At 64.0% G+C, this 16,592-nt stretch carries 13 protein-coding genes; 12 read left to right on the top strand and 1 reads right to left on the bottom strand.

Going from position 1 to position 16,592, the window contains the following annotated elements:
• The first annotated feature begins 66 nt into the window (after positions 1–66).
• The 3 genes from MnOB_RS17045 to MnOB_RS17035 all read left to right on the top strand — a co-directional run bounded on the left by MnOB_RS17045 (position 67) and on the right by MnOB_RS17035 (position 3,584).
• Positions 67–1,437 carry a chromosome partitioning protein ParA gene (locus MnOB_RS17045; protein ID WP_077525409.1) on the top strand — a complete coding sequence of 457 codons (1,371 nt, stop codon included), beginning with the start codon at positions 67–69 and terminating at the stop codon, positions 1,435–1,437.
• 70 nt (positions 1,438–1,507) lie between these two features.
• Positions 1,508–2,473 carry a 1-aminocyclopropane-1-carboxylate deaminase/D-cysteine desulfhydrase gene (locus tag MnOB_RS17040; RefSeq protein WP_199824549.1) on the top strand — a complete coding sequence of 322 codons (966 nt, stop codon included), beginning with the start codon at positions 1,508–1,510 and terminating at the stop codon, positions 2,471–2,473.
• A 4-nt stretch (positions 2,474–2,477) separates the two neighbouring features.
• Entirely contained in the window at positions 2,478–3,584 is a 1,107-nt protein-coding gene (locus MnOB_RS17035; RefSeq protein ID WP_077525407.1) for a cyclic nucleotide-binding domain-containing protein, read from the top strand.
• Between the two features lie 68 nt (positions 3,585–3,652).
• Here the strand turns inward: MnOB_RS17035 and MnOB_RS17030 are convergent, their stop codons facing one another.
• Positions 3,653–4,594 (bottom strand): DUF1853 family protein, encoded by a 942-nt coding sequence (locus tag MnOB_RS17030; protein ID WP_077525449.1) that lies wholly within the window; start codon positions 4,592–4,594, stop codon positions 3,653–3,655.
• A gap of 92 nt (positions 4,595–4,686) precedes the next feature.
• On the opposite strand from MnOB_RS17030, the gene MnOB_RS17025 reads away from it, so the two are divergent.
• The 9 genes from MnOB_RS17025 to MnOB_RS16985 all read left to right on the top strand — a co-directional run bounded on the left by MnOB_RS17025 (position 4,687) and on the right by MnOB_RS16985 (position 16,586).
• Entirely contained in the window at positions 4,687–5,574 is an 888-nt protein-coding gene (locus MnOB_RS17025; protein WP_044875010.1) for an NAD(+) kinase, read from the top strand.
• Positions 5,574–6,548 carry a metallophosphoesterase gene (locus tag MnOB_RS17020; RefSeq protein ID WP_077525406.1) on the top strand — a complete coding sequence of 325 codons (975 nt, stop codon included), beginning with the start codon at positions 5,574–5,576 and terminating at the stop codon, positions 6,546–6,548. The genes MnOB_RS17025 and MnOB_RS17020 overlap by 1 nt, the downstream gene beginning before the upstream one ends.
• Positions 6,545–7,411, top strand: a complete 867-nt coding sequence (locus tag MnOB_RS17015; RefSeq protein WP_077525405.1) for a rhomboid family intramembrane serine protease — start codon at positions 6,545–6,547, stop codon at positions 7,409–7,411. Before MnOB_RS17020 ends, MnOB_RS17015 begins: the two co-directional genes overlap by 4 nt.
• Before the next feature lie 39 nt (positions 7,412–7,450).
• Positions 7,451–7,711, top strand: a complete 261-nt coding sequence (locus MnOB_RS17010; RefSeq protein WP_077525404.1) for a YeaC family protein — start codon at positions 7,451–7,453, stop codon at positions 7,709–7,711.
• Positions 7,711–8,541: a DUF2797 domain-containing protein gene (locus MnOB_RS17005; RefSeq protein WP_077525403.1), complete on the top strand. Its 831-nt coding sequence runs from the start codon at positions 7,711–7,713 to the stop codon at positions 8,539–8,541. Before MnOB_RS17010 ends, MnOB_RS17005 begins: the two co-directional genes overlap by 1 nt.
• 106 nt (positions 8,542–8,647) lie before the next feature.
• Positions 8,648–11,308 (top strand): aminopeptidase N, encoded by a 2,661-nt coding sequence (gene pepN / locus MnOB_RS17000; protein WP_077525402.1) that lies wholly within the window; start codon positions 8,648–8,650, stop codon positions 11,306–11,308.
• A 520-nt stretch (positions 11,309–11,828) separates the two neighbouring features.
• Complete coding sequence (locus MnOB_RS16995; RefSeq protein ID WP_077525401.1) at positions 11,829–13,865, top strand: DUF1302 domain-containing protein; 2,037 nt, start codon at positions 11,829–11,831, stop codon at positions 13,863–13,865.
• Between the two features lie 63 nt (positions 13,866–13,928).
• Entirely contained in the window at positions 13,929–15,296 is a 1,368-nt protein-coding gene (locus MnOB_RS16990; protein ID WP_077525400.1) for a DUF1329 domain-containing protein, read from the top strand.
• Between the two features lie 201 nt (positions 15,297–15,497).
• Positions 15,498–16,586, top strand: coding sequence for a WD40/YVTN/BNR-like repeat-containing protein (locus MnOB_RS16985; RefSeq protein ID WP_077525399.1), 1,089 nt, complete (start codon positions 15,498–15,500; stop codon positions 16,584–16,586).
• Positions 16,587–16,592: the final 6 nt, after the last annotated feature.

Genomic DNA, 16,592 nt, shown 5'->3' with positions numbered 1-16,592 from the left:
GGACGAAACCCGGACACCCCAATCAACGCCCGCCGTGATTCACCGCGCAGAGCCAGAGGTAGAGCGATGAGCATGCTGAAGAAGCCGCAACTGGTGGAAGCCGTCGTGTTCTTCAACGACCGCGGCATCTGCAAGCAGATGCTTCACTCGGAGTTCGAAGCCATCCTCGACGGCGTCGTCGGCCTGCCGGAGTTCTCCGACCGCCAGATGAATCTGGCCTATCTGATGATCAACCCGCGCCTGCAGGTGCGGGCCGTGGTGTTCTTCTACCTCGACTTCGACGAAGACGGCCGCGCCGATACCGGCTGGAACCTGCCGTTGCGGCAACTGGCCGAACGCGCCGGGCGTGGCCCCGACCTCGGTGCCGGTCCCATTCGCCTGGCGTGCCGCAGCCAGTGCCCGGTGTCCTGGCAGCAGATGCATCTCTGGGACCCGAGCCTCAATTCCGACCGCAACGACCTTGCCCTGTTGCGTGACGCCATCAAGGGCAACAGCCTCGGCCTGTTGGTAGAGGAGGAACTGCCCAAGGTACTGGATGCGGAAAAGCTCCAGGTGGCGCCCGAAGACAGCTGGTACGCCCCGCCGGAAATCACCAAGGAGATGGCCGAGCAACTGGCGGAAAAGATGGAGAAGGAGCATCGCCTGAAGACTGCTCAGCTGGTGCGCCAGCAGCGTCTGCGCCTCAGCTCCCTCAGTCAGCAGAACGAAGAAGCCATTGCGCGGATGCGCCATGCCGCCGACCAGAGCAGCTCGGCCCTGCAGGATCAGATTCGCACCTTGCAACACGCCCTGCGCCAGCAGGAAGAGGTCAACGCCGGCCTGCAGGCCAAGCTCGACGGCGAGCTGGAGCGCTTCCAGGCCAGCCGTGAGGAAATGAACGTGCAGTTGCGTGCACTGGAGCGCCATGGCCGCACCGAGGCAGACATCCTCCGCGCGCAGTTCGAAGGCGAGTTGCAGGCGCGGGTCGCCGCTGCCGTGACCGAGTACCGCGAGCAACTGGCCATTCGCGATGTCGAACTGGCCTATCGCGACCAGCTCGACGCCCAGCTGCAGGTCGAGGTCAATCGCCTGCGTCAGGAATGCGATGCGCTTGAAGGCCAGTCCGGGCAACTGATGCTGGAACGCCTGGCCCAACTGGGCGTGGTATTCGTGGTCTACCATCCGGGCGCTGGTCACCTGACCATTCCTCTGACGGATATCGCCCGCTACCAGGACAATCCCCAGGCCTACGCCGCAGCCAAGTGCTTCGTATCCGAAAACCAGTACCGCCAATGGCTGGCCCACTACCAGCAGCCCACCTGCGACGCCAGCCTGCCCAACGGCGAACGTTGCAGCATGCCCATCGACCGCATCGAGGCACCCAGCCGCTTCGTTGCCGGCGAGTCCAACTGCTGCCCCCGGCACCGCGCGGGAGGGCGACTGCGGACCGCGGGTTGAGCGATACCGCACGCGCGCCTGCTTTATCCTTGCGCCCCCGAACGGACGCCGATGGACCCGACCTTTGCCCCTGACCCTGCCTGACTGGAACCCCCACGCCACTCTCGAGCCTTTGTGCCTGCCCTGGTTGACCGCGGCTGGGCTGCAACTGGCCGTGCTGCGCCTGGATGCACTCGACCCGCTGGTATCCGGCAACAAGTGGTTCAAGCTGGCCCCCTACCTGGCAAAGGCCGCACGTGATGGCGCTGAAGGTGTGATCAGCCTGGGCGGCGCGCACTCCAATCATCTCCATGCCCTGGCGGCGGCCGGTGCCCGGTTCGGGTTCCCCACGGTTGGCCTGCTGCGCGGCGAAGCCCAGGACACGCCAACCGTGCGCGATCTTCAGCACTTAGGCATGCAGCTGCACTGGCTGGGCTATGGCGGTTACCGGGCACGTCACAAGCCAGGTTTCTGGGACGCTTGGCTGCGGCACTACCCGCACTACCAACCGATCCCCGAGGGCGGTGGTGGCCTGATGGGTGCCCAGGGATGCGTTGCGCTGGTGGGGATGATCCGCCAGCAACTGTCCGGCCTGGGATGGGACGACTACCACAGCCTCTGGACAGCCGCCGGCACCGGCACGACCCTCGCCGGGCTGGTGCTGGGCGAGGCGGGCGACCATCCAGTGATCGGTGCACTGGCGGTACCGCCTGACCACGGCGTGGCCGATCAGGTGAGTGCCATCCTGGCCGAGGCCGGGCGAGCCGACCGTGGCTATCGCCTGATCGACGCCAGCCGGGGCGGCTTTGCACGGGTGGACGCAGTGCTTGCGCGCTTCCTGCTTGACAGCGAAAGGGATGGCGGCCTGGAGCTGGAACCGCTCTATACGGCCAAGGCCCTGCTGGCCATCCACGACGAAGCACAGGCTGGCCGGATTCCCGGCGGCAGCCGCCTGGTGCTGCTCCACACTGGCGGCCTGCAAGGTCGTCGGGCCCTGCATTCCGATCTGTTGCGACTGGCCGGCTACACTGACCGGGCAGTGGAAGCACAAGGATGACTCCATGAGCGAACCCCTGAATCCCCTGCAGCTGCGTAGCCTGGTCCCGCTCAATGCGCTGAGCGATCAGCAATGGCGCGAGCTGCGACCGCAACTGATACCCCAGCCCCTGCTCGCGGGCCAGCTGCTGTTCCGGCGGGGCGATCAGGCCCGCGTCACCTGGTACCTGTTGTCCGGCGAGCTGCTCCTGCGGGATGCCGAGGGTGCCGAGACGCGCCTGGAAGCCGGCAGCGAAGCCAGTTGCCACCCCATTTCCCCCACCTTGCCGCGCCTGCATGAAGCGCTGGCCTTGCGTGACTGCTCCCTGCTGGCCATCGACAGCGCTACCCTGGCGAGCCAGCTGACGTGGAGCTCGACCCATCTGGATCTGTTGCTGGACCTCAGTCCGGCAGGCGAAGGCGAATGGCTGGAAACCCTGCTTGCCAGCCCATTGCTGGCCAGGGTTCCGCCAGCCAATGTGCGCAGCATGCTGGAGCGTCTGCGGCGGGTGGAGCTGCCAGCGGGCAGCCGGGTGATGGGCGAGGGGGAGGAGGGCGATTGTTGCTACTTCCTGCAATCCGGCCGGGCTGAAGTCATCCGTGGCGAGGGCAGTGAGCGGCAGCTGCTGGCCGAGCTGGACGTGGGCGCGTGCTTCGGTGAGGAAGCCCTGCTGGGGGATTGCCCGCGCAACGCCAGTGTCACCCTGCTGGAGGACAGCGTCCTGCAGCAGCTGGACCGGGCGGACTTCCTGGAACTCCTGAAGGCGCCGGTGGTGGATGAGGTCAGCCTGGGCGAGGCCGCGCGCCTGCTGGGCGGCGGTGGCCAATGGCTGGATGTGCGCCTGCAGGAAGAGTACGAGCGCGCCCATGCTCCCAAGGCGTTGAACATGCCTTTGCACCTGCTGCGCCTGAAGGCGCGGTTGCTGGATGGCGAAGCGACTTACCTGTGCTATTGCGACAGCGGTAAACGCAGCGCCAGCGCGGTGTTCACGCTTTCCCAGCTGGGCATTCGCGCCTACGCCCTGCGCGACGGCCTGGATGCCCTGCCTGCCCTGCAGCGTGATGCACTGATCAGCGAGACCGGCGCCGGTTACCTGGCCCGCTCGGGCGGTCGTGTCGAACGCAGCCGTTGATCGATAGCGAGCGCAGATTTCCGGCCCCATAACTGGGGCGTTCTGCTTGCTGGGCGCTACGAAGCGGATTACAGCGGTGCGAGTGGCCAGCGATCACTGACCAGGAAGGCACGCTCGGCTTCCTTCCAGCGACCATCGCCGTCCGCCGCCAGGCGCACCAGCAGGCGCGCCGGGCTATCCGGCTGCAGCTGTTCGCGCCACTCCGCGAAGCTCTCGGTCGTCCAGCACTCGCTGGCTTCGCTGATCGCCGGGGACAGCCAGGATTGCCGGGGCAGGGGCTGCCAGGGGCCTTCGGCCTGGCCGAGGAAGTCTTCGAGATCGTTGTGACGTAGCCAGTGCCCGCGCAAGTGGCCCGGATTGGCGCCTTGCGGTGCGGTGCAGCTGCCTGGCCAGGGATAGAAGAAGTAGCCGCCCAGCCAGAGTTCGGCACTGGCCGGCTGTGCGTTCAACTGGTCGAGCACCTGACGGCTTTCCGGGCTCGACGACAGGGGCAACTGGTGCTGGCTAAGGTGCTCCAGCTTGAGGTCGAGGCGATCGTGGCTGCCCGGCCCGAGCCATTCCGACGGGTTACCGCCATCGCCGTGGCGCGGTCCGAGGTAGAGCTTGATCGCCAACTCGAGGTGATGCACGCCCTCGTCGTCACGCAGCAGCAGGTCGAGTTCGCCAAGGGTCTGGCCAGCAATGCGGATCGGTAGGTTGGCGGCCAGCAGGGCCACATCCGGCGCCTGGGCCAGGGCGAACTGCCACAGGCGTTCGTAGTAGAGACCGAGTCGCCGGCTGGCGGCCTGCGCCAGCCACTGGTCGAGGGATTCGGGTTGGCGGTCCAATGCGCGGAGCCAGTCGGCGAGGCCTTCAGGGCGGCTGGCCCAACCGCTGGCGCTGAGGGGGTGGCGCTGGCGCCAGGGCGTTTGCGCCAGTAATGGCGGGGACACGAGGACCCACGCCAGATCGCGTACACCGGGGTGGCGCAGTTGGCGGGGCAGGTCGGTCAGTGATTCGAAAGCGTGCATGCTGCGAGCATAGCCGACGGCGGTTTGCCGCTGTCCGCTGCTATCCCCCATAATTTCGCCATTCTCACCCGCCAATGCCGCCCTGGAGCCCCATGGAGCAATTCCGCAATATCGGCATCATCGGTCGCCTGGGCAGTTCCCATGTGCTCGACACCATTCGCCGGCTGAAAAAATTCCTGCTGGACCGCCATCTCCACGTCATCCTCGAAGACACCATCGCCGAAGTGCTGCCGGGCCATGGCCTGCAGACATCGTCACGGAAAATCCTCGGTGAGGTCTGCGACCTGGTGATCGTCGTCGGCGGCGACGGCAGCATGCTCGGTGCCGCACGCGCCCTCGCGCGCCACAACGTGCCGGTGCTGGGGATCAACCGGGGCAGCCTGGGCTTCCTGACCGACATACGTCCCGATGAACTGGAAGTGAAAGTGGCCGAAGTGCTCGACGGCCGCTACAGCGTCGAGACGCGTTTCCTGCTGGAGGCCGAGGTGCGCCGTCATGGCGAGGCCATTGGCCAGGGCGACGCGCTGAACGATGTGGTGCTACACCCCGGCAAGTCGACGCGGATGATCGAGTTCGAACTGCACATCGACGGCCAGTTCGTCTGCAGCCAGAAGGCCGACGGCCTGATCATCGCGACGCCGACCGGCTCCACGGCCTACGCGCTGTCCGCCGGTGGCCCGATCATGCATCCCAAGCTCGACGCCATTGTCGTCGTGCCAATGTACCCGCATACCCTGTCCAGCCGGCCCATAGTGGTGGACAGCACCAGTGAACTGAAAATCGTCGTATCGCCCAATCTGCAGATTTATCCGCTGGTGTCCTGCGACGGCCAGAACCACTTCACCTGCGCGCCCGGCGACACCATTACCGTTGCCAAGAAGCCGCAGAAACTGCGCCTGATCCACCCGCTGGATCACAACTACTACGAGGTCTGCCGGACCAAGCTGGGCTGGGGCAGCCGACTGGGTGGAGGCGACTGATGAGCCTCGATCCCGGCCGTGGTTACGATCTGATCGGTGACGTCCACGGTTGCGCACATACCCTGGAGCGCCTGCTCGACCGCCTCGGCTATCGCAAGCAGGGTGGTGTCTGGCGGCATCCGCAGCGCATGGCGCTGTTCCTCGGCGACATCATCGACCGCGGCCCGCGCATCCGCGAGGCGCTGCTCACCGTCCACGCCATGGTGGAAGCCGGGCAGGCCCTGTGCATCATGGGTAACCATGAGTACAACGCGCTCGGCTGGAGCACGCCCGCGTCGCCCGGTAGCGGTCGTCACTTCGTCCGTGAGCACACGCCGCGCCATACCCGGCTGATCAAGGAAACCCTGGAGCAGTTCGAAGGCCATCCGGCGGACTGGCGGGACTTCCTCGGGTGGTTCTACGAGCTGCCGCTGTTCCTGGACGGTGGCCATTTCCGCATGGTCCATGCGTGCTGGGACGGCGAGCTGATCGCGGCCCTGCGCGAGATGCATCCGGACGGGCGGATCAACGAAGCCTTCATCAAGGCCGCAGCCGATCCCGCGAGCTTCGCCAGCCGCGTGTTCGACCGCCTGCTGCGCGGCACCGACCTGCCGCTACCCGGTGGCATGACGCTGACCGGCAGCGACGGCTTCACCCGCTCGGTGTTCCGCACCAAATTCTGGGCAGAAGACCCGCAAACCTATGGCGACGTGGTGTTCCAACCCGATGCGCTGCCCGAACAGGTGGCCAGCCAGCCGTTGTCCAAGGCGCACAAGTCGCGCTTGCTCAGCTACGGCCCGCAGGAGCCCATGCTGTTCGTCGGCCACTACTGGCGGCGCGGCCGGCCGGCGCCGATTCGCGGCAACCTGGCCTGCCTGGATTACAGCGCGGTGATGTACGGCAAGCTGGTGGCCTATCGGCTCGACCAGGAAAGCCGGCTCGATCCGGACAAGTTCGTCTGGGTCGAAGTGGAGCGCCCCGAGGAACCCCAATGAGTGCGATTGAAGTCCTGCGTTTACCGCTGAATGTGGATCTTTCCGGTTTCATCGCCTTGCTGCAGCGCCTGGAAGTGCCTTACCGCGTCAGCGAGGAATCCGGCGAGCAGGTCCTCTGGGTACCGGGCCAGCAATTGGCGGAACAGGTGCGCGGGCTCTATGCGCGCTTTCCCGATGGCGACCCGCACTTCCAGCTCCAGCAGGAAAGGCCGCAGGATGCGCCGCGCGCGGGTTTCCTCGCTCAGCTCCTGGCCAGCCCCATTACCAGCCTGGTGCTGCTGGTCACCCTGGTGGTCGCCGCGCTCACCAACCTGGGCGACAACTTCTCGGTTATCCGCTGGCTGAGCTTCCAGGACTTCGAGATCCAGGGTGACTACATCTACTTCTCGTCCCTCGACGAGGGGCTGGCGGCAGGGCAGTGGTGGCGCCTGGTGACGCCGATGCTGATCCACTTCGGCATCCTGCACCTGGCGATGAACGGCATGTGGTTCTGGGAGCTGGGTCGCCGCATCGAGTCGCGCCAGGGCGGTCCGGTGCTGCTGGTGCTGACCCTGGGCTTCAGTCTGGTGTCGGACTACACGCAGTATTTCGTCAGCGGCCCGTCGCTGTTCGGTGGGCTTTCCGGCGTGCTTTACGGCCTGCTTGGCCACTGCTGGGTGTTCCAGCGCCTGGCGCCGTGTCCAGCTTACCGACTGCCACCGGGGGTGATGGTGATGATGCTGATCTGGCTGCTGGTGTGCTTGTCCGGCCTGATCACTGCCCTGGGGTTCGGTGCCATCGCCAACGGCGCCCACGTCGGTGGCCTGGTTGCCGGCTGCGCCACCGGGCTGCTTGGCGGTGCATTGGCGCGCCTGCGCCGGTAGAATGCGCGCTCCGTCCCACTCCCAGGACCTGAATCGCCCATGTCGTCTTTTGCCCATCTGATCAGCAACATCACCCAGGATGTCTACGAAAGCCTCAAGCTGGCCGTGGAGATCGGCAAGTGGCCGGACGGCCGCAAGCTGACCCAGGAACAGAAGGAGCTGTCGCTGCAGGCGGTAATTGCCTGGGAGCTGAAGAATCTGCCGGAAGAAGAGCGTACCGGCTACATGGGCCCGCAGGAGTGCAGCTCCAAGTCCGATCCCATCCCCAACCTTCTGTTCAAGTCGAATTCGGTTCACTGATGCTGGAACTAGGACGCGGCGCACTCAGCAAGATGTCGGTGCGCCTTGAAACACCCGTGCAATACGGCTTCCGTCTCGACGAGGCGGATATCGCGGTGAATCCCCTGCTCGGCAAGCAACTGCGCCTGGAATTCCTCGGTGCCATTCATTGCGTCCACTGCGGACGCAAGACGAAGAAGAGCTTCAGCCAGGGCTACTGCTATCCCTGCTTCACCAAGCTGGCGCAATGCGATAGCTGCATCGTCAGCCCGGAAAAGTGCCACTACGACGCGGGCACCTGCCGCGAGCCGGAGTGGGGCGAGCGCTTCTGCATGACCGACCACGTGGTCTACCTGGCCAACTCCTCGGGGATCAAGGTGGGCATCACCCGCGCCAGCCAGGTGCCGACCCGCTGGATCGACCAGGGCGCCAGCCAGGCGCTGCCGATCCTGCGCGTGGCCACCCGCCAGCAATCGGGCTTCGTCGAAGACCTGCTGCGCAGCAAGGTGGCCGACCGCACCAACTGGCGCGCGATGCTCAAGGGCGAAGCACCGCCGCTGGACCTGTTGGCGGTTCGCGACGAGCTGTTCGACCAGCTTGCCGACGGCATTCGCGCCCTGCAGGACCGCTTCGGCCTGCAAGCCATCCAGCCGGTAAGGGATATCGAGCCCATCGAGATCAGCTATCCCGTGGATGCCTATCCGACCAAGGTCGTCAGCTTCGATCTGGACAAGACGCCAGTGGTGGAGGGTACGCTGCGGGGCATCAAGGGCCAGTACCTGATCCTCGATACCGGCGTGATCAACCTGCGCAAGTACACGGCCTACCAGTTGGCCATCAGCGCAGCGTAGGTTCCGGCATAAGGTCGGCAGGGGAATAGTCCATACTCCGACCTTGACCCCTTTCATCATGCGCGGCCCAGGGTTTCGGGGCCGCCCCGTAACCGAAGAGACGACCATGCGCACCGAGCAACCGAAAGTCATCTACCTCAAGGACTATCAGGCCCCGGATTACCTGATCGACGAGACCAACCTGACCTTCGAGCTGTACGAGGACCACACCCTGGTCCACGCCCAGCTGGTGATGCGCCGCAACCCCGAGCGCGCGGCCGAGGGCCTGCCACCGCTGGTGCTGGACGGGCAGCAACTGGAGTTGCTGTCGCTGTCCATGGACGATCGCGAACTGGGCGCCGCCGACTTCCAGGTGGACGACAGCCATCTGACCCTGCAGCCGGTGGCAGCGAGCTTCACCCTCGACAGCACCGTGCGCATCCATCCGGAAACCAACACGGCACTGGAAGGCCTGTACAAGTCCGGCAAGATGTTCTGCACCCAGTGCGAGGCCGAAGGCTTCCGCAAGATCACCTATTACCTCGACCGCCCGGACGTGATGAGCACGTTCACCACCACCGTCAGCGCCGAGCAGCATCGCTATCCGGTACTGCTGTCCAACGGCAATCCGGTGGCCAGCGGGGCGGAGGAGGGCGGTCGCCACTGGTCGACCTGGGAAGACCCGTTCAAGAAACCGGCTTATCTGTTCGCCCTGGTGGCGGGCGACCTCTGGTGCGTGGAAGACGTCTTCAACACCATGAGCAAGCGCGACGTGACCCTGCGCATCTACGTCGAGCCGGAGAACATCGACAAGGTGCAGCACGCCATGGACAGCCTGAAGAAGTCCATGCGCTGGGACGAAGAGGTGTATGGCCGCGAATACGACCTGGACATCTTCATGATCGTCGCGGTCAACGACTTCAACATGGGCGCCATGGAGAACAAGGGGCTCAACATCTTCAACTCCAGCTGCGTGCTGGCCAAGGCGGAAACCGCCACCGACGCTGCGCACCAGCGCGTCGAGGCCGTGGTGGCGCACGAGTACTTCCACAATTGGTCGGGCAACCGCGTGACCTGCCGCGACTGGTTCCAGCTGTCGCTGAAAGAAGGCTTCACCGTATTCCGTGACGCCGAGTTCTCCGCCGACATGAACTCGCGCACCGTCAAGCGCATCGAGGACGTGGCGTTCCTGCGTACCAACCAGTTCGCCGAGGACGCCGGCCCCATGGCCCATCCGGTGCGCCCGGATTCCTTCATCGAGATTTCCAACTTCTACACCCTGACCGTCTACGAGAAGGGCTCGGAAGTGGTGCGCATGATCCACACGCTCCTGGGCGCTGAAGGTTTCCGCAAGGGCACCGACCTCTACTTCGAACGCCACGACGGCCAGGCCGTGACCTGTGACGACTTCGTCAAGGCGATGGAAGACGCCAATGGCGTCGACCTTTCCCAGTTCAAGCGCTGGTACAGCCAGTCCGGCACGCCGCGCCTGCAGGTGGAAGACAGCTACGATGCGGCGGCGAAGACCTACAGCCTGACCTTCCGCCAGAGCTGCCCGGCCACGCCGGGTCAGAAGGACAAGCAACCCTTCGTCATTCCCGTGGAGCTGGGACTGCTGGACGCCGCCGGCAACGACCTGCCGCTGCGTCTCGCGGGCGAAGCCAAGACGCTGGGCGGCAATCGCGTGCTGTCGGTCACCGAGGCCGAGCAGACCTTTACCTTCGTCGATATCGCGCAGCGTCCGCTGCCGTCGCTGCTGCGTGGCTTCTCCGCACCGGTGAAGCTCGCCTTCCCCTACGACCGTGACCAGCTGATGTTCCTCATGCAGCACGACTCCGACGGCTTCAACCGTTGGGAAGCCGGCCAGCAGCTGTCGGTGCAGGTGTTGCAGGAACTGATCGACCAGCATCAGCGCGGCGAGAAGCTGGTGCTGGACCCGCGCCTGATCACCGCCTTCCGCACCTTGCTGGAGGACGAGTCGCTCGATCAGGCGATGGTCGCGGAAATGCTGTCCCTGCCGAGCGAGGCCTACCTCACCGAGATCAGCGAAGTGGCCGACGTGGATGCCATCCACGCCGCACGCGAGTTCGCCCGCCAGTCCATCGGCGGAGCCTTGTTCCAACCCCTGCTGGCCCGCTTCCAGGCAAATCGTGGGTTGTCCCGCGAAACAGGCTACGTGGCCGAGGCGGCGCATATCGCTCGACGCACCCTCCAGAACATCGCGCTTTCCTACCTGATGCAGAGCGGCAAGCCGGAAGTGCTGGAGGCCTGCCAGGAGCAGTTCAGCGACTGCGACAACATGACCGAGCGCCTGTCGGCCCTGGCCGTGCTGGTCAATTCGGGCTTCGAGAAGGAAAAGGCAGACGCCCTCGAGCGCTTCGCCGAGTACTTCAAGGAAGATCCGCTGGTGATGGACCAGTGGTTCAGCGTGCAAGCCGGCTGCGGCCTGCCGGGTGGTCTGGAGCGGGTCAAGGCATTGATGGAGCACCCGGCCTTCACCCTGAAGAACCCGAACAAGGTGCGTGCCCTGATCGGCGCCTTCGCCAACCAGAACCTGGTGAACTTCCACCGGGCCGATGGTGCCGGCTACCGCTTCCTCGCCGACCATGTGATTACGCTGAATGCCCTCAACCCGCAGATCGCTTCCCGCCAACTGGCGCCGCTCACCCGCTGGCGCAAGTACGACGCCGGTCGCCAGCAACTGATGAGAGCTGAACTGGAGCGCATCCTCGCCTCCGGCGAACTCTCCAGCGACGTCTTTGAAGTGGTCAGCAAGAGCCTCGCCTGACGCACCTCTGACAGCCCGTGTAAACGGGCTGTCATCCCTCCGAAATCTCTCTTTCAAGAAGTGTTACCGGTTAGTTCCGGTAACACTTTTTTGTTACTCAAAGAAATGAAACGGCACGTTGTTATGCGCAAGCAGTCTTAAACGCCCACAAAAGGCTTGACCAGACAGCTTTTGGTATGAACGTACATGCCCTTCAAGTGTGATCTTGAGTGACAAATCGAGCCAGATCGTCCGACAAGATCGGACAGAAAAATCGGAATTGATCAGTGGATGATCAGTCACTTGTTTGACAAAAATTTGTCGTGAAGCTCGCGGAACTTTTCTGACGCTCATTTGCGAATTGGCACCATGGTTGCAACGCCGCTGGAGATTTGGCCCCGTTTCGGTGCAATCGAAGTGGGGTGCGCTCTGCGCTGGGGATTTCCTGCCGAAGCCAAACAAGGCCGCCAAGCGGCTGGACAAACAAGCCCGCCTGACGGGCTGCCAATAACAAAGTGATCAGTCCACGGAGTAAGACTCGATGGAGCTCAAGTCCCGCAAGCCCACGTTGCGTTTCGCACCGGCCAAGGCAGGTTTCGCCTTCGCCGGTATCCTGCCGATCCTGGTAGCCGCCCAGGCCCAGGCGGTGGAATTCAGCTTCGCCAACGACGAAATTTCCGGTTCCCTGGATACCACCGTTTCCTACGGCCAGCTGTGGCGCGTACAGGGCCAGGACAAGACCAACAACGACATCAACACCAACGACGGTAACCGCAACTTCGATACCGGCCTGGTCTCCGAGGTCTACAAGATCACTTCCGACCTGGAAGCGACCTACAAGAACTACGGCATGTTCGTTCGTGGCACCGCTTTCTATGACACCCAGATCATGGACAAGCGCAACGACTATCTGGACAACAACAACCCGGTCCAGCCGAGCCAGAACTTCCCGAAGGACGACAGCTTCACTTACGAAACCCGCCACAAGGCCGGTCGTGATGCGCAGATCCTCGACGCCTACCTCTACGGCAACTGGGACGTGGCCGATATGCCGGTCACCGGTCGTGTTGGCAAGCAGGTGTTCAACTGGGGTGAGGGCATCTTCTACCGCGGTGGCGTGAACACCACCAACCCGGTCGACGCCGCCAAGTTCCGCCTGCCGGGCTCCGAGCTGAAGGAAGTACTGGTACCGGTCGAGGCCCTGAGCTTCAACGTCGGCCTGACCGAAAACCTGTCGATGGAAACCTTCTACCAGTGGAACTGGAAAGAATCCGCTATCGACCCGGTCGGCACCTACTACTCCGAGACTGACCTGTTCGCTGATGGCGGTAATACCGCGTACTCCACCCAGCCTGCGCTGCAACCGCTCGCCCCCCTCTATGGCGGCCTGAGCGCTGCAGGTATCGGTGGCCTTCAGGGCGGCCGCAACGTAGACGCCAATGGCGTGATCAAGGTGGCCTCGATCGGTCCGGACATCAACGCCAAGAACGACGGTCAGTTCGGTGTGGCTCTCCGCTATATCGCTGAAGAACTGAACTCCACCGAGTTCGGCTTCTACTTCGTCAACTACCACGCCAAAGAGCCGACCATCGCGGCCAACCTGGGTGATTACGCGGGTCTGAACCTTGCCCAGATCGCTGGCGCGGCTTCCACTGCGATCGCTCCGCAGGTTCAGCAGGCAGTTGCAGCCCAGGCGGGTATCTCGGTCGCTCAATTGCGCGCAGTGCTGGCCAACCCGGCGCTCAACCCGGGCCTGGCGCGTGCTTACTCCAACGCGCTGACTACCGCCGCTACTACCGCAGCCGGCGGCCTGGCAACCATGGATGTTGCGAACGCCGTGCAAGCACAGCGTGAATACGCCGAAGACATCCGCATGTACGGCTTCAGCTTCAACACCACCGTGGGCGACGCTTCGGTCTTCGGTGAACTGGCCTACCGGCCGAATCTGCCGATCGGTATCGCCACCACCAACGACCTGCTGGGCGACCTGCTGCTCCAGGCGCCGCAACTGGCGTCCGGCCGCACTGTCAACATCGGCGGCCAGGACGTGCGACTGGGTGACTCGATCCACAACTCCGAACGCGTAGAAGCCTTCAACACCTCCCTGGGCACCATCTACAACTTCGGCCCGTCGCTGTCCTTCGACTCCCTGATCGGCGTGGCGGAGCTGGCTTCCGAGCACCTGCGCGGCAGCGACCTGCAGTACACCGCGTTCAACGGCCAGAAGCGCTACTACTCCGGCCGTGGCAACAACTCCTACGTCTCCGGCGGCGAGCGTGACGATCAGGTCAACAAGAACGCCTACGGCTACACCCTGCTGGTGTCCGGTACCTGGAACGACGTCTATGCCGGCGTGAACATCTCCCCCTACGTCGTCTACAAGGACGACTTCGAGGGCAACTCCTACCAGACCGGCAGCTTCATCGAAGGTCGCAAGGCTTACACCCTGGGCGTCAAGGCAACCTACCTGAACAGCCTGGAAGCCGAACTCCAGTACACCGAGTTCTACGGCGGTGGCCAGAACAACTCGGTACGTGACCGCGACAACGTCGGCGTCAACGTCAAGTACTCGTTCTAATCCCAACAAGAACAATACGGGCGCCCCGGGGCGCCCGATACAGACTCATCACGGAGAACCCCCATGCTGAAAAAGCTTTCGCTGATTAGCGCCGCGGTTGCCCTGGCGCTCTCCGCCAGCAGCGCCCTGGCCTCGGTTTCGGCCCAGGACGCCACCAAACTCGGCGCCAGCCTGACCCCCTTCGGTGCCGAGAAGGCCGGCAACGCTGCCGGCACCATCCCGGCCTGGACCGGTGGCATCACCCAGGCTCCGGCTGGCTACAAGTCCGGCCAGCACCACCCGGACCCGTTCCCGGAAGACAAACCACTGTTCACCATCACCAAGGCGAACCTGGACCAGTACAAGGCCAACCTGACCCCCGGTCAGATCGCCCTGTTCAACGCCTACCCGAACAGCTTCCAGATGCCGGTGTACCAGACTCGCCGCTCCGGCTCCGCGCCGCAGTGGGTGTATGACAACACCGTCAAGAACGCCACCACCGCCAAACTGCTGGACGGCGGCAACGGCTTCTCCGATGCCTATGGCGGCATCCCGTTCCCGATCCCGCAGAATGGCGTCGAGGCCCTGTGGAACCACATCACCCGTTATCGCGGCTCCTACATCGTGCGCCGCGCTTCGGAAGTGGCCGTGCAGCGCAATGGCGACTACTCCCTGGTGACCTCCCAGCAGGAAGCCCGGTTCAAGTACTACAACCCGCAAGGTACTTACGCCGACCTGAACAACATCCTGTTCTACTACCTGTCCTTCACCAAGAGCCCGGCTCGCCTGGCTGGTGGTGCCACCCTGGTCCACGAAACCCTCGACCAGGTGAAGGAACCGCGTCAGGCCTGGGGCTACAACGCCGGCCAGCGTCGCGTGCGCCGCGCACCGAACCTTGCCTACGACACCCCGATCGCTGCTGCCGACGGCCTGCGCACCGCCGACGACACCGACATGTTCAACGGCGCTCCGGACCGTTACGACTGGAAGCTGGTAGGCAAGAAGGAAATCTACATCCCGTACAACAACTACAAGGTTTCCAGCCCTGAGGTTAAGTACAAGGACCTGCTGCAGCCCGGCCACCTGAATCCGGCCCTTACCCGCAACGAACTGCACCGCGTGTGGGTCGTGGAAGGCACCTTGAAGTCGGGCGCCCGCCACATCTACTCCAAGCGCACCCTGTTCCTCGACGAGGACAGCTGGCAAGCCGCTGTGGTCGACCAGTACGACGGCCGTGGTGAGCTGTGGCGCGTATCGGTTGCCTACCTGAAGAACTACTACGACCTGCCGACCACCTGGTCCGCACTCGACGTGTTCCACGACCTGCAGGCCCGCCGTTACCACGTGCAGAACCTGGACAACGAAGAGCCGACTACCATCGACTTCACCCAGGCCACTCCGGACGATGGCTACTTCAAGCCGTCCGCCCTGCGTCGCCGCGGTACTCGTTGATCGCTTGAAGTTCCAGGAAGAAGGCCGCTACGTGTAGCGGCCTTTTTCTTTTCCGGCAGCCAGCTGGCGTGTTACAGAGCGCCACCAGCGCTTAACAAAACATAACGTCCCGCCGATTGTGCAGGCTTTCCAAAGCTGGCTAGGATTAGTGCGCTGCCTGCCCTGGGCAGCATCCACCTATAACAAAAAGGGGAAAGGTGTATGAGTGAGCCCGTCATGCGGCGCACCCCGTCAGGCCTTGCCGTGGAAAATCTCCACAAGCCGACGTTCCGCTTTTATTCGCCGCTGGCCAAAGCGCTCTCGCTGTTCAGTGTGCTCTCTGTCCTTGCTGTAGCCGCTGCGCCCATCACCGCATCCGCGCTGGCCGCTGATGTACCCGTCCTCTCCATCGAATCGCCCAAGGCCGTGAGCAGCCTCCTGCTCGACGTCGCCCATGCCGGCAAGCGCCTGGTGGCCGTTGGCGACCGTGGCCACATTCTCTATTCCGACGACAATGGCAAGTCCTGGACCCAGGCCAAGGTGCCTACCCGCCAGATGCTCACCGCTGTCTATTTCGTCGACGACAAGCAAGGCTGGGCCGTCGGCCACGACGCACAGATCCTCACCAGCGAAGATGGCGGCGCGACCTGGACCCTCCAGTTCGAAGACCTGCAGCGCGAAGCGCCGCTGCTGGACGTCTGGTTCAAGGACGCCAGCACCGGCTTTGCCGTGGGTTCCTACGGCGCCCTGCTGACCACCCGCGATGGTGGCAAGAACTGGGAAGACGTCAGCGACCGCCTCGACAACGAAGACCAGTACCACCTCAACGCCATCGCCGCCGTGAAAGATTCCGGCCTGTTCGTGGTGGGCGAGGCGGGCAGCATGTTCCGTTCCGCCGACTGGGGTGAAACCTGGGAGCGCCTCGAAGGTCCGTACGAAGGCTCGCTGTTCGGCGCACTCGGCACTGCCGAGCCGGGCGTGGTGATCGCCTATGGCCTGCGCGGCCACCTGTTCCGCTCCGCGGACTTCGGCAACACCTGGGAAACCGTGCCGCTGAAAGCTGGCAACGGTGAACTGGAGTTCGGCCTGTCCGGTGGTGCTCTGCTACCTGACGGCAGCCTGGTGGTCGTCGGTCATGGCGGCAGCGTGCTGAAGAGCACCGACAATGGCCGCAGCTTCGCCGTGGTGAACCGCAGCGATCGCATGTCGCTGGCCAGTGTCATCGCCGACGAGAAAGGCAACCTGATCCTGGTGGGACAGGGCGGTGTACGCGTAGCGTCGCCGACCGGCGCCGAGCTGGGCCAACTATAAGAAAGG

Origin of the sequence: Metapseudomonas resinovorans, from assembly GCF_002003485.1 — a bacterium.
In the GTDB taxonomy this organism is placed as follows: Bacteria; Pseudomonadota; Gammaproteobacteria; order Pseudomonadales; family Pseudomonadaceae; genus Metapseudomonas; species Metapseudomonas resinovorans_D.
The sequence above is the reverse complement of the archived record's forward strand: the minus strand, read 5'-3'. Positions and strand labels throughout refer to the sequence as shown.

What these genes read in the sequence shown, in the direction of transcription:
- pepN (WP_077525402.1), top strand. Translation starts at nt 8,648, where the DNA reads ATGCGCACCGAGCAACCGAAAGTCATCTACCTCAAGGACTATCAGGCC.
- MnOB_RS17005 (WP_077525403.1), top strand. Translation starts at nt 7,711, where the DNA reads ATGCTGGAACTAGGACGCGGCGCACTCAGCAAGATGTCGGTGCGCCTT.
- MnOB_RS17010 (WP_077525404.1), top strand. Translation starts at nt 7,451, where the DNA reads ATGTCGTCTTTTGCCCATCTGATCAGCAACATCACCCAGGATGTCTAC.
- MnOB_RS17020 (WP_077525406.1), top strand. Translation starts at nt 5,574, where the DNA reads ATGAGCCTCGATCCCGGCCGTGGTTACGATCTGATCGGTGACGTCCAC.
- MnOB_RS16985 (WP_077525399.1), top strand. Translation starts at nt 15,498, where the DNA reads ATGAGTGAGCCCGTCATGCGGCGCACCCCGTCAGGCCTTGCCGTGGAA.
- MnOB_RS17015 (WP_077525405.1), top strand. Translation starts at nt 6,545, where the DNA reads ATGAGTGCGATTGAAGTCCTGCGTTTACCGCTGAATGTGGATCTTTCC.
- MnOB_RS16990 (WP_077525400.1), top strand. Translation starts at nt 13,929, where the DNA reads ATGCTGAAAAAGCTTTCGCTGATTAGCGCCGCGGTTGCCCTGGCGCTC.
- MnOB_RS17045 (WP_077525409.1), top strand. Translation starts at nt 67, where the DNA reads ATGAGCATGCTGAAGAAGCCGCAACTGGTGGAAGCCGTCGTGTTCTTC.
- MnOB_RS17035 (WP_077525407.1), top strand. Translation starts at nt 2,478, where the DNA reads ATGAGCGAACCCCTGAATCCCCTGCAGCTGCGTAGCCTGGTCCCGCTC.
- MnOB_RS16995 (WP_077525401.1), top strand. Translation starts at nt 11,829, where the DNA reads ATGGAGCTCAAGTCCCGCAAGCCCACGTTGCGTTTCGCACCGGCCAAG.
- MnOB_RS17030 (WP_077525449.1), bottom strand. Translation starts at nt 4,594, where the DNA reads ATGCACGCTTTCGAATCACTGACCGACCTGCCCCGCCAACTGCGCCAC.
- MnOB_RS17025 (WP_044875010.1), top strand. Translation starts at nt 4,687, where the DNA reads ATGGAGCAATTCCGCAATATCGGCATCATCGGTCGCCTGGGCAGTTCC.